This is a genomic window from Streptomyces sp. NPDC059900 (assembly GCF_050270335.1).
Classification (GTDB): domain Bacteria; phylum Actinomycetota; class Actinomycetes; order Streptomycetales; family Streptomycetaceae; genus Streptomyces.
On record NZ_JBNNJZ010000061.1, the window covers coordinates 16,733 to 29,338 of the forward strand.

At 70.1% G+C, this 12,606-nt stretch carries 11 protein-coding genes and 1 pseudogene; 2 read left to right on the plus strand and 10 right to left on the minus strand.

Translation table 11 applies throughout. The features are described from left to right. The 5 genes and pseudogenes from ACQKIP_RS12290 to ACQKIP_RS12310 form a co-directional block, all read right to left on the minus strand. Complete coding sequence (locus ACQKIP_RS12290; RefSeq protein WP_365852831.1) at window positions 1-1,590, minus strand: Na+/H+ antiporter; 1,590 nt, start codon at window positions 1,588-1,590, stop codon at window positions 1-3. Window positions 1,591-1,739: 149 nt separating this feature from the next. Further along, window positions 1,740-2,183: pseudogene (locus ACQKIP_RS12295) on the minus strand (GNAT family N-acetyltransferase); the annotation flags it as partial. Between the two features lie 24 nt (window positions 2,184-2,207). Beyond that, window positions 2,208-3,149: an RluA family pseudouridine synthase gene (locus ACQKIP_RS12300; RefSeq protein ID WP_365852829.1), complete on the minus strand. Its 942-nt coding sequence runs from the start codon at window positions 3,147-3,149 to the stop codon at window positions 2,208-2,210. Window positions 3,150-3,254: 105 nt separating this feature from the next. Next, complete coding sequence (gene lspA, locus ACQKIP_RS12305) at window positions 3,255-3,917, minus strand: signal peptidase II (protein ID WP_365852827.1); 663 nt, start codon at window positions 3,915-3,917, stop codon at window positions 3,255-3,257. 79 nt (window positions 3,918-3,996) lie between these two features. After that, window positions 3,997-4,863: a TraR/DksA family transcriptional regulator gene (locus ACQKIP_RS12310; protein ID WP_365852825.1), complete on the minus strand. Its 867-nt coding sequence runs from the start codon at window positions 4,861-4,863 to the stop codon at window positions 3,997-3,999. A gap of 304 nt (window positions 4,864-5,167) precedes the next feature. Here ACQKIP_RS12310 and ACQKIP_RS12315 point away from each other — a divergent pair, with 304 nt between their 5' ends. Both ACQKIP_RS12315 and ileS read left to right on the plus strand, forming a co-directional pair. After that, window positions 5,168-5,359: a DUF1059 domain-containing protein gene (locus tag ACQKIP_RS12315; RefSeq protein WP_365852823.1), complete on the plus strand. Its 192-nt coding sequence runs from the start codon at window positions 5,168-5,170 to the stop codon at window positions 5,357-5,359. A gap of 375 nt (window positions 5,360-5,734) precedes the next feature. Next, a complete protein-coding gene (ileS, locus tag ACQKIP_RS12320) occupies window positions 5,735-8,875 on the plus strand; it encodes an isoleucine--tRNA ligase (RefSeq protein ID WP_365853450.1) in 3,141 nt (1,046 codons plus the stop codon). A gap of 157 nt (window positions 8,876-9,032) precedes the next feature. On the opposite strand, the gene ACQKIP_RS12325 is transcribed toward ileS, so the two are convergent. From ACQKIP_RS12325 to ACQKIP_RS12345, 5 genes are all read right to left on the minus strand, one after another. Further along, window positions 9,033-10,154, minus strand: coding sequence for a DivIVA domain-containing protein (locus ACQKIP_RS12325; RefSeq protein WP_361188801.1), 1,122 nt, complete (start codon window positions 10,152-10,154; stop codon window positions 9,033-9,035). Between the two features lie 46 nt (window positions 10,155-10,200). Then, window positions 10,201-10,485 (minus strand): YggT family protein, encoded by a 285-nt coding sequence (locus ACQKIP_RS12330; RefSeq protein ID WP_361188804.1) that lies wholly within the window; start codon window positions 10,483-10,485, stop codon window positions 10,201-10,203. A gap of 70 nt (window positions 10,486-10,555) precedes the next feature. Further along, window positions 10,556-11,200, minus strand: a complete 645-nt coding sequence (locus tag ACQKIP_RS12335; protein WP_365852821.1) for a cell division protein SepF — start codon at window positions 11,198-11,200, stop codon at window positions 10,556-10,558. A gap of 124 nt (window positions 11,201-11,324) precedes the next feature. Continuing rightward, window positions 11,325-12,044: a YggS family pyridoxal phosphate-dependent enzyme gene (locus ACQKIP_RS12340; protein WP_365852819.1), complete on the minus strand. Its 720-nt coding sequence runs from the start codon at window positions 12,042-12,044 to the stop codon at window positions 11,325-11,327. Window positions 12,045-12,050: 6 nt separating this feature from the next. After that, the coding region (locus tag ACQKIP_RS12345) for a polyphenol oxidase family protein (protein ID WP_427742948.1) at window positions 12,051-12,606 on the minus strand (556 nt) is incomplete at its 5' end.

Here is a 12,606-nt window from a genome sequence, read left to right on the forward strand (position 1 = left end):
TCAGGACCGCAGGCTGCGTACGTCGAGATGGTGCAGGACCCGGTCGACGATCTCCGGATCGGCGCCGGGTTCGCTGCGCGCGGCGAGGATCTCGTGGCGGGCGGCCGACATCATGTCGCGCTGGATGCGCTGGACCGCCTTGAGACGCGTGGCGCGCTTGGAGTACCGCTCGCGCCGCTCGTCGTCCACGATGTCGGGGCTGATCCTGGCCCCGATGTCGAAGGCCCCGCGCAGCAGCCGCTCCGAGAGGTCCTCGGGCAGTTCCTCGACCTCTTCGATCTCCTTCAGGCGCCGCTTGGCCGCCTTGGCCGCCCTGATGGCGAGCTCGCGCTCGATGGCCCGCTCGGCGTCGGTGTCGGCCCGCACCCCGAGCTTCCTGACCAGCCAGGGCAGGGTCAGCCCCTGGACGACGAGGGTCGCCATGATGACGCAGAAGGCGATGAAGATGATCTCGTCACGGGCCGGGAAGGGATCGCCGTTCTCCGTCTTGAGCGGAATGGCGAGGGCGAGGGCGACCGACGCCACGCCCCGCATCCCCGACCACCACATGACGACCGTCTCGCGCCAGGTCGTCGGGATGTCCTCGTCGTAGTCCCGCAGCTTGTGCAGCCGCTTGGCGAGCCAGGTGGCGGGCAGCAGCCACATCAGCCGTACGCCGACGACGACTGCGACGACCGCCCCGCCCCAGCCGATCATCTGCAGCTCACGGCCGTTCGCCGTGCCGAAGACGTTGTGCAGTTCGAGCCCGATGAGCCCGAAGGCGACGCCCGTGACCAGGGTGTCGACGATCTGCCAGAACGTCTGTCCGGTGATCCGGCCGAGCACGTCGTCGGCGTCGGCGCCGTTCTCGGCGAGATAGAGCGCGGTGGTCAGTACGGCGAGCACGCCGGAGCCCATCAGCTCCTCGGCGAGGACGTAGCTCACGAAGGGCACAAGGAGCGTCAGGCCGGTCTGCAAGGTGGCCTCGCCGAGCAGCCCCATGAGCTTGTTGGTGAGCCAGCCGAGCGCGATCCCTATGGCGACGGCGACCACCCCGGAGAGCACGAGCTGCCCGACCGCGGAGGGCCACGAGAACGTCCCGCTGACGGCCGCCGCGATCGCCACGTGGTAGAGCACGATCGCCGTGACGTCGTTGAAGAGGCCCTCCCCCTCCAGGATCGACACGAGCCGCCGCGGCAGCCCGAGCGACCCCGCGACGGCCGTCGCGGCGACCGGGTCGGGCGGCGCCACTAGCGCGCCGAGCGCCACGGCCGCGGCAAGGGGCAGGCCGGGAACGACGGAGTTGGCCATCGCGGCGACCGCCGCGGTCGTCACGAAGACGAGGGCCACGGCGAGCAGGAAGATGGGGCGTCTGTTGGCCGCGAACTGCCGCCAGGAGGTGCGCTGGACCGACGCGTACAGCAGGGGCGGAAGGACCAGCGGGAGGATGTAGTCGGGCGGCAGCTCGATGTTCGGGACCCAGCTCACGAAGGCGAGGGCGATCCCGGCAAGCGTCATGAGGATGGGCGCGGGCAGCCCGAGCCGTTCGCCCAGCGGCACCGTCACCACGGCGCCGAGCAGCAGAATGAGCAGCAGCGCCAGCTGATCCACGGTGCGCCCTCCGGCGGTTCGAGACTCGGACGATCAAGACCTCAACCCTGCCACGCGTTCACCGCATACGGGATCAATGCCCCTCCGGCACCCCGCCCGGCCGGCCCTGTGTCTCCTGTGGCTGCTGTGGCTGCTGTGGCTCCGCTGTATCAGCCCAGCGTCTTGCGCATCGCCCGGTGCGCGATCCCGGCGTCCTGGAACTCGGGGCCGTAGACCACGTACCCCAGCCGTTCGTAGAAGCCGAGGGCATGGGTCTGGGCGTGCAGGTCGACCGCGGTCAGGCCACGCGCGCGTGCCGCGTCCTCGATGGCCCCCACCAGGGCGGCGCCGATGCCGAGTCCGCGCGCGGCCCGGGTCACCGCGAGACGGCCGAGCGCGCCCGCCTGCGGGTCGCCGCCGTTCTTCGCCGCGGCGGCCTCGCCGGTGAGCAGACGGCCCGCGCCCAGCGGAAGCCCGTCGTCGCGGATCGCCAGGACGTGCACCGCCCCGGCGTCGTACGCGTCGTACTCCAGGTCCTCTGGGACTTGCTGCTCGACGACGAAGACTTCCTTGCGGACCCGGAAGCAGGCCTCAAGGTCATCGGCCCCGACCGCGACCCGGCAGGTGACCCCCGGCGCTCATGAGCTCTCTGCCCGCACCCGGTCGAGCGCCTGCTGGAGGTCGTCCGGGTAGGTGCTCTCGAACTCCACCCACTGCCCGTCACCGGGGTGCTCAAAGCCGAGCCGCACCGCGTGCAGCCACTGGCGCGTGAGACCGAGCCGCTTGGCGATGGTGGGGTCGGCGCCGTACGTCAGGTCGCCCACGCAGGGGTGCCGGTGGGCCGCCATGTGCACGCGGATCTGGTGCGTGCGCCCCGTCTCCAGCTTGATGTCGAGCAGCGAGGCGGCGCGGAAGGCCTCGATGAGGTCGTAGTGCGTGACGGAGGGCTTGCCCTCGGCCGTGACCGCCCACTTGTAGTCGTGCTGCGGGTGGCGGCCGATGGGGGCGTCGATCGTGCCGCTCATCGGGTCGGGGTGGCCCTGCACCAGCGCGTTGTAGCGCTTGTCGACCGTGCGCTCCTTGAACTGGCGCTTGAGCGAGGTGTACGCGCGCTCCGACTTGGCGACGGCCATGAGACCGGACGTGCCCACGTCGAGGCGGTGCACGATGCCCTGGCGCTCGGCGGCTCCGGAGGTCGAGATGCGATACCCGGCGGCGGCGAGGCCGCCGATCACCGTGGTGCCGGTCCAGCCGGGGCTCGGGTGCGCGGCGACGCCCACCGGCTTGACGATCACGACGATGTCGTCGTCGTCATGGACGATCTCCATGCCCTCGACGGGCTCGGCGACGATCTGCACCGGAGCGGGCGCCTGCGGCATCTCCACTTCCAGCCAGGCGCCGCCGTGCACGCGCTCGGACTTGCCGACCACACTGCCGTCGACCATCACCTTGCCTGCCGCCGCGAGCTCGGCGGCCTTCGTGCGGGAAAAACCGAACATGCGGGAGATGGCGGCGTCGACGCGCTCGCCCTCCAGGCCGTCCGGCACGGGCAGGGTACGGATCTCGGGAATCGTGCTCACCCATTGAGTATGCAGGAGGCCACCGACACTCCCGCACCACGAGAGCCCCCGCCCCGGACCCCGCCGGGCGGCTGCGCCCTTGCCCGGCCCCTGCTCGGGCCCTGCTCAGTCCTTGTGGACGGTCCCGTCCGGGTCGAGGCCGCGGAACGACAGGATCACGATCAGGAAGCCGCCGCACACGATCGCCGAGTCCGCGAGGTTGAACACCGCGAAGCCCTTCGGCGCGATGAAGTCGACCACCGCGCCCTCGAACACGCCGGGGGCACGGAAGATCCGGTCGGTGAGGTTGCCCAGGGCGCCGCCGAGCAGCATGCCGAGCGCGATCGCCCAGGGCAGGCTGTACAGCTTGCGGGCCAGGCGCGCGATCACCACGATCACGGCCGCCGCGATGCAGGTGAAGATCACAGTGAAGGCCTCGCCGATCCCGAACGCGGCGCCCGCGTTCCGGATGGCGTTGAACTGGAGCCAGTCGCCGATGATCTCGATCGGCTCGTGGTGTTCGAGCTTCGCGACGACGATCATCTTGCTGACGAGGTCCAGGGCGTACGCAAGGACGGCCACCGCGAACAGGACGAGGATCTTGCGCTTGCCCTTGCCGGGCTTCTCGTCCGGCGATGCCTGCTCGTCGGACTCGCCGGACAGGGCCTGCCCGTCGGACTCGCCGGCCGGGGTCTGCCCGTCCTTGGAGGCCGACTCGTCCCCGGCCTCGTCCTGCCCAGCCGCCTCGGGGATGTCCGGCGTACCGATGATGCGCTCCGCCTCTGCCACGTGAGTCCCTCAACCTAGGTACCTGACTGGGGACGAGGGTACGGCACACACGTACGGCTTCAGGTGGTCAGGCCGCCTTTCAGTAGCGCCGTTCCTGCTTCTGCTTGCAGTCCATGCACAGGGTTGCCCGGGGGAAGGCCTGCATCCGGGCCTTGCCGATCGGATTGCCGCAGTTCTCGCAGATGCCGTACGTCCCGGCGTCGAGACGCTCCAGGGCGCGCTCGGTCTGGTCGAGCATCTCGCGCGCGTTGGCGGCGAGGGACATCTCGTGTTCCCGCGTGATGTTCTTGGTGCCGGTGTCCGCCTCGTCGTCGCCCGCGCCGCCCCCGGAGTCCCGCATCAGGCCCGCCAGGGCGTCCTCGGAGGAGGCGATCTCGGCCCCCAGCCGCAGCGCCTCGCTCTGGAGCTCCGCACGGGCCTCCTCGACCTCGTCCGGGGTCCAGGGGTCCTCGCCGGGCCTGACCGCGAGCTCACCGGGCTCCGCGGCGGCGATACGCGCCTTGGGCACCGCCGTCGGCTGCTTCGCTGCCGTCGCCGTGCCCGGAGTCTTCTTCGTAACCACTGTCGTGGCTCCTGTCGTCTCCGCGGCCTGAGCCGCACCCTCGGCCGCTGCAGCAGCCGTCTTCTTGGCCGTACTCTTCTTGGCCGTGCTCTTCTTGGCGGCTGCCTTCTTGGCGGCTGTCTTCTTGGCCGCGGGGGCGCTCTCGGCCGCGGGGGCCTTCTTCGCCGGGGGAGCCTTCTTCGCCGCGGAGGGCTCCTTGTGCCCGCCCTCCCTGGCCGCCGTCTTCTTGCCGATGCCGGCGACCTTGGCGACCGCCTTCTTGGCGACGGCCTTCTTGGCTGCCGTCTTCTTCGCCACCGCCTTCTTGGCGGCCGTCTTCTTCGTGGCCGCGCCCGTGGATCTGCCCGACGCCGGATGATGTACGGCGGTCTTCTTCGCCACCATGGCCGCGGCCCCTTCACATTTTGTGATCTTGCACGCGAATCGTGCTGGGACGATAAATCGACTCAGGGCCCGCGGCAACGGGGCACGCCGCCAGATGCGCCCGCCCCACGGGTGCCGCGCGGCGAGCATGCAAGCGTTGTGCCCAGCTCCCGGCCCGGTAATCCGCCCGGTGTACCGGCCCGGGATCCCGCCGGCGGCCATGTCGCCATTCGGGTCAGCGCCGAGGGCTCCGCGCCCCCGGACGCGATGCCGTGCTTCCACCGGAATCGAGGCATAAAATAAGAAACAAGTAAGAAGGTGCGCCATGCGAAAAACAGCCGACTGCCGGGAATTCCCCAGCGAGACCAACTGCACCCTCGCCATCTCGGGCGAAGAGGAGGAAGTGGTCCGGGCCGCCAGCGAGCACGCGGTGTCCGTCCACGGCCACACGGACAGCCCGGAGCTGCGCAGGATGGTCCGTGAATCCCTCCGGGACGAGGTCCCCCAGCACGCCTGAGCGACCCCCGCCCCGCCGCCGCGAAAACCGGTCGGCCCGCCCCGCCCCGGCCCCGTACACTGGGCTCAGCGAGAAGCGTGGATGGGGACGAGTAGCGGCGTACGCGGCCATGAGCGACCCGGGGACGGTGTGAGCCCGGGGGCAGGCGCGACGTGAAGATCACCCCGGAGCCGCCGGAAGAACCGCAAGCAGCGGGCCCCGTGCCCGCCGCGGGCCAGTAGACCCGGCATCGCGACCCCAATGAGGGGGCTTTTCCGCGCGCCACACGCGCCGGGAGGGCCAAGGAGGGTGGTACCGCGGGAGCGCGACAAGAGCTCTCGTCCCTCCGACGGAACGGAATCGTCCGCCGGAGGAAGCGCGTTGAACACGCAGCCGCTGAATACGCAGCCGCAGTACCGCCAGGTGCCCGCCCAGGTCGACCTGCCCGCCCTCGAGCACGCCGTGCTCGACTTCTGGCGCGAGCAGAAGATCTTCGCCAAGAGCCTCGAACAGTCCGAGGGCCGCCCCGAGTGGGTCTTCTACGAAGGTCCGCCCACCGCCAACGGCATGCCGGGCGCCCACCACATCGAGGCCCGCGTCTTCAAGGACGTCTTCCCGCGCTTTCGCACCATGCGGGGCTATCACGTCGCCCGCAAGGCCGGCTGGGACTGCCACGGCCTGCCCGTCGAGCTCGCGGTCGAGAAGGAGCTCGGGTTCAACGGCAAGAAGGACATCGAGGCGTACGGCATCGCCGAGTTCAACGCCAAGTGCCGCGAGTCCGTGACCCGGCACACCGACGCCTTCACCGACCTCACGACCCGCATGGGGTACTGGGTCGACCTCGACGACGCGTACCGCACGATGAACCCCGAGTACGTCGACTCGGTCTGGTGGTCCCTGAAGGAGATCTTCAACAAGGACCTCCTGGTCCAGGACCACCGCGTCGCCCCCTGGTGCCCGCGCTGCGGCACCGGCCTCTCCGACCACGAGCTCGCGCAGGGCTACGAGACGGTCGTCGACCCCTCCGTCTTCGTCCGCTTCCCGCTCACCGGCGGCCCCCTCGCGGGCGAGGCGGCCCTCCTGGTGTGGACGACCACTCCGTGGACCCTCGTCTCCAACACCGCGGTCGCCGCACACCCGGACGTCACGTACGTCGTCGCGACCGATGGCGAGGAGAAGCTCGTCGTCGCCGAGCCGCTCGTCGAGAAGGCGCTCGGCGAGGGCTGGGAGACCACGGGGCAGACCTTCACGGGCGCCGAGATGGAGCGCTGGACCTACCAGCGCCCCTTCGAGCTCGTGGAGTTCCCCGCTCCGGCCCACTTCGTGGTCAACGCCGACTACGTGACCACCGAGGACGGCACCGGTCTGGTCCACCAGTCCCCCGCCTTCGGTGAGGACGACCTCAAGGTCTGCCGCTCGTACGGCCTGCCGGTCGTGAACCCGGTGCGCCCCGACGGCACCTTCGAGGAGGACGTCCCGCTCGTGGGCGGCGTCTTCTTCAAGAAGGCCGACGAAAAGCTCACCGAAGACCTCCAGGACCGCGGCCTGCTCTTCAAGCACATCCCCTACGAGCACAGCTATCCGCACTGCTGGCGCTGCCACACGGCGCTCCTCTACTACGCGCAGCCGTCCTGGTACATCCGTACGACGGCCGTCAAGGAGCGCCTCCTCGAGGAGAACGAGAAGACCAACTGGTTCCCGGACTCGGTCAAGCACGGCCGCTTCGGCGACTGGCTGACCAACAACGTCGACTGGGCCCTTTCCCGCAACCGCTACTGGGGCACCCCGCTGCCCATCTGGCGCTGCGAGGAAGGCCACTTGACGTGCGTGGGCTCGCGCGCCGAGCTCTCCGAGCTGACCGGCACCGACCAGTCGGACCTCGACCCGCACCGCCCGTACATCGACGCGGTCACCTTCCCCTGCCCGACCTGCCGCGAGACCGCGACGCGCGTCCCCGAGGTCATCGACGCCTGGTACGACTCCGGTTCGATGCCGTTCGCGCAGTGGGGATACCCGCACAAGAACAAGGAGCTCTTCGAGAGCCGGTATCCGGCGCAGTTCATCTCGGAGGCCATCGACCAGACCCGCGGCTGGTTCTACACGCTGATGGCCGTCGGCACCCTGGTCTTCGACAAGTCGAGTTACGAGAACGTCGTCTGCCTCGGCCACATCCTCGCCGAGGACGGCCGCAAGATGTCCAAGCACCTGGGCAACACCCTTGACCCCATCCCGCTCATGGACCAGCACGGCGCCGACGCGGTGCGCTGGTTCATGGCGGCCGGCGGCTCCCCCTGGGCGGCCCGCCGGGTGGGCCACGGCACGATCCAGGAGGTCGTCCGCAAGACGCTCCTCACGTACTGGAACACGGTCGCCTTCCAGGCCCTGTACGCCCGTACGTCGAAGTGGGCCCCCAGCGACGCCGACCCGGCGCCCGCCGACCGCCCGCTCCTGGACCGGTGGCTGCTCAGCGAGCTGCACGCGCTCACCGACCAGGCCACCCAGGCCCTGGAGGGCTACGACACCCAGCGTGCGGGCAAGCTCCTGTCCACGTTCGTCGACAACCTCTCCAACTGGTACGTACGCCGTTCGCGGCGCCGTTTCTGGCAGGGCGACAAGGCGGCCCTGCGCACCCTGCACGAGGTCCTGGAGACGGTCACCCGCCTCATGGCCCCGCTGACGCCGTTCATCGCCGAGCGCGTCTGGCAGGACCTGGTGGTGCCGGTCACCCCCAACGCCCCGGAGTCGGTCCACCTGACGTCCTGGCCCGAGGCCGACCTCTCGGCGATCGACCCGGACCTCTCCCGGCAGATGGTGCTCGTGCGCCGCCTGGTGGAGCTGGGCCGCGCCACGCGCGCCGAGTCGGGCGTCAAGACCCGCCAGCCGCTGTCGCGCGCCCTGATCGCGGCCACGGGCTTCGAGTCCCTCAACCCGGAGCTGCACGCCCAGATCACCGAGGAGCTGAACGTCTCCTCGCTCGCGTCGCTCTCCGAAGTCGGCGGATCACTGGTGGACACCACCGCCAAGGCCAACTTCCGCGCGCTCGGCAAGCGCTTCGGCAAGGGCGTCCAGGCGGTCGCCAAGGCCGTCGCCGACGCGGACGCCGCCGCGCTGTCCCTGGCCCTGCGCGAGGGCACGGCGTCGGTCGAGGTCGACGGCGAGAAGATCACGCTGGCCCCGGACGAGGTCATCATCACGGAGACCCCGCGCGAGGGCTGGTCGGTGGCGTCCGACTCCGGCGCCACGGTCGCCCTCGACCTGGAGATCACGGAGGAGCTGCGCCGGGCGGGCCTCGCCCGTGACGCGATCCGCCTGATCCAGGAGGCCCGCAAGAACAGCGGCCTGGACGTCGCGGACCGTATCGCCCTGCGCTGGACCTCCACGGACCCGGCCGTGATCACGGCCCTGTCCGACCACGCGGGCCTCATCGCGGACGAGGTCCTCGCCACGGACTTCGAGCAGGGCGAGGCGGACGACGCGTACGGCGAGACGTTCACGGACGAGTCGCTGTCGCTCACGTTCCGTCTGCGCAAGGCGTAGCCGCACCGGGAAGCAGCGAAGGCCCGGTCCCGCCAGGATCTCTGGCGGGGCCGGGCCTTCGGCGTTGTGTGTGCTGACGCACAAAAGGGCGAGGCCCCCAGAAGAACTGGGGGCCTCGCCCTGAACGCTGCCGACGCCTAAGGCGTGGAAACGGCCGTCAGTTGTCGTCCTCGTCGATGAGGAAGCCACGCATCGGCGACGGAGCCTGCTGCATGGGCTGCGGGGCCTGCGGCCGCACCGGCGCCATCGGCTGGGTCATCGCCGGGGACATCTGCTGCTGGCCGCCACCGTAGGACGGACCACCGGTGGGCTGGTTGCCGCCCATCGACTGGTTGCCGCCGTACGACGGGGCGCCCGCGCCGGCCGGTGCCATGGAAGGCGCCGGGGACGGCGGAAGGGAAGCCGTCGCCGGGGTCCGCGGCGGAGCCAGCGAGTCGTCGGCCTGGGTCTCCAGCTGACGGAGCTGCGACTCCAGGTACGACTTCAGACGCGTGCGGTACTCGCGCTCGAAGCCGCGCAGGTCCTCGACCTTGCGCTCCAGCGTGGCGCGGGCGGACTCCAGGGAGCCCATCGCTACGCGGTGCTTCTCCTGCGCGTCCCGCTCCAGGGCGTCGGCCTTGGCACGGGCGTCACGCTCGAGGCCCTCGGCACGCGAGCGCGCCTCGCCGACGATCTTGTTGGCCTCGGAACGGGCCTCCGCGATCGCCTGGTCGGCGGTCTGCTGCGCGAGGGAGAGCACACGTGCGGCGCTGTCGCCACCGGGGCCCTGGCCGGGCTGGGGCATCTGCGGGCCGCCCATGGGACCGCCGCCCATGGGACCACCCATGGGGCCGCCCATCGGACCGCCCTGACCCATCGGGCCGGGACCCTGCGGACCGCCCTGCGGGCCGTGACCGCTGGGACCCGCGGGCAGCTGGGGCGCGCCACCGGGCAGCTGCGGCGGACCGCCCATCTGCTGGTGCTGCGGATGCTGCTGCGGGTGCTGCTGCTGCGGCGGCACCGGCTGCGGGCCCGATATTGCGGCGGGCACCGGCGCTCCCGGACCGCGCTGGTCCTGGGGTTCCGGAGGCTTGCGCATGCCGCCCTGCTGCTGGTTCTGCGCAGCGGCGCGGGTGGCAGCGGCCAGTTTGGCGCGCAAGTCCTCGTTCTCGCGGAGCAAGCGAGTCAGTTCGGCTTCGACCTCATCGAGGAAGGCATCGACCTCGTCCTCGTCATAGCCTTCTCGGAGGCGGACGGTCGTGAACTGCTTGTTCCGCACGTCCTCGGGGGTCAACGGCATCTCTTCACCTCAACGTAGTCGTCGGCATTCGGCAAGACCGTATCGTTCACAAGCCGCTCACGACGGTGATCAGGATGTAGACGATGATCATCAGTACGAAGAAGGACAGGTCGAGCGCCACGCCCCCGAGACGCAGCGGCGGAATGAACCGCCGCAGAAGCTTGAGCGGTGGATCAGTGACAGTGTAGGTGGCCTCCAGAACGACCACCATCGCCTTGCCGGGTTGCCATGAGCGGGCGAACTGGAAGACGTAGTCCATGACCAACCGGAAGATCAGCACGATGAGGAAGCACATCAGCGCGATGTAAAGCACCTGCAAGACCACGCCCATGTCGGCGGTTCCCTCTCCCCTGTTGCTCGTGCTGCGTTTGCCGGTTCTGCGTTACTGCGTCACTTACGTCTCAGCTCTGGTTGAAGAACCCGCCCTCTGCGATGCGAGCCTTGTCCTCCGCCGTTACATCGACGTTAGCAGGCGACAACAGGAACACCTTCTGCGTCACTCGCTCAATGCTGCCATGGAGGCCGAAGACCAGACCGGCGGCAAAGTCGACAAGTCGCTTCGCATCCGTGTCGTCCATCTCGGTCAGATTCATGATCACCGGAGTGCCTTCGCGGAAGTGTTCCCCGATGGTACGGGCCTCGTTGTACGTCCGCGGGTGCAGCGTGGTGATGCGGTAGGGCTCCCGCTCGGACACGACCTTGGGCATGATCACCGGTGCGTTCTTCTCCAGGCTCTGGCGTTCAGGTGTGATAGATGCCACGGGGGCGATTCGTGCCGGACGTCCGGATTCCGCGCCTAGCGAAGCGGAATGGGCGACCGGCTCACGCTGCGCGGGGGGCTGCACCACTCGTACCGATTCGTCCCTTTCAGACGCGTGCGTCTGACGGGACTGGTGCGACTGGTGGGGCGGCTCGTGCCGCCGCCGGTCCCGCTCGGGCTCCGGCTCGGGTTCGAACTCGTCGTCGGGGTCGAACCCCGGACCGTCATACCCGTCGTCCTCCACGAGGCCGAGGTAGACCGCCATCTTGCGCATCGCGCCGGCCATGCTCTGAGTCCTCCGCTCTGTGGTGGATCGGCTGTCGTCACCAACTGCCCGCGATCCACGAGGCCTCCCCGCCCAACAGCGAGAATGACCATATTTTCTGCTGTGGTCCGACTTCTTGGCGACGTTACCCGAGCCCGGGTCGGACTCCGAGTACCGCCGTACCGACGCGCACATGTGTCGCACCGGCCGCCACGGCCTGTTCGAGGTCCGCACTCATCCCTGCCGACACCATGTTCGCAGCCGGATGAGCCGCGCGCATGAGGGTTGCGAATTCCATCAACCGCTCGAACGCCGCCTGTTGCCGTCCCGCGTACGGACCGGTGAGCGGCGCCACGGTCATCAGACCGTCGAGCCGCAGCCCCGGGGCCTGCGCCACGAGCCCGGCCAACTCTTCGATTCCGCCGGGACCCACGCCCCCGCGCTCGCCCCGCCCGTTCTCCTCGGCGTCGAGGGCGACCTGGATCAGGCAGCCCAGTTCCCGCTCCGCGCGCACGGCGCCCGCCGAGAGGGCCGTGACGAGCTTGGGTCGGTCCACGGACTGGACCACATCGGCATAACCGACCACAGAACGGACCTTGTTGGTCTGCAATTGGCCGACAAAGTGCCAAGTAAGGGGCAGATCCGAGCAGTCGGCGGCCTTGGGGGCCGCGTCCTGGTCACGGTTCTCGGCGACATGGCGCACACCGAGTTCCGAGAGGATCCGCACATCGCTCGCGGGATAGGTCTTGGTGACCACGATCAGGGTCACCTCGTCGCGCTTGCGCCCGGCCGCCGCGCACGCCGCGGCGATGCGCTCTTCGACCGCCGCCAGGTTTGCGGCGAGTTGAGACTTACGGTCCGTCATGCCCTATCAGTCCAGCCAGACATAGCCCGCGAGACGACCGGTGGTCCGGTCGCGGCGGTACGAGAAGTGGTCACCGGATTCCAGGGTGCACACCGGCGACTGCTCCCGGTCGCGCACCCCGAGCCGCTCCAGCTGGGCGTGCACCCCCGCGGTCACGTCGACCGCCGGCGTGCCCCAGCTCGTCCCGGCGTACGCCGCGGGCTCGATCGCGGCGACCTCCGCTCGCATCGCCTCCGGAACTTCGTAGCACCGGCCGCAGACGGCGGGGCCGGTGCGGGCGACGATCCGGGCCGGGTCGGCGCCCAGCTTCACCATCGCCCCGACCGCCGCGGGGACGACCCCCGCCAGCATCCCCGGCCGCCCGGCGTGCGCCGCCGCGGCGACCTTGGCCACCGGGTCGGCGAGCAGGACGGGCGTGCAGTCCGCGGTGAGCACCGCGAGGGCCAGGCCCCGGCGGGCGGTCACCACGGCGTCGACCGCCGGGATCTCGTCGTCGGAGCCCCAGGGGCCGTCGACCACGGCGACATCAGGGCCGTGCACCTGGTTCATCCAGACGACCCGC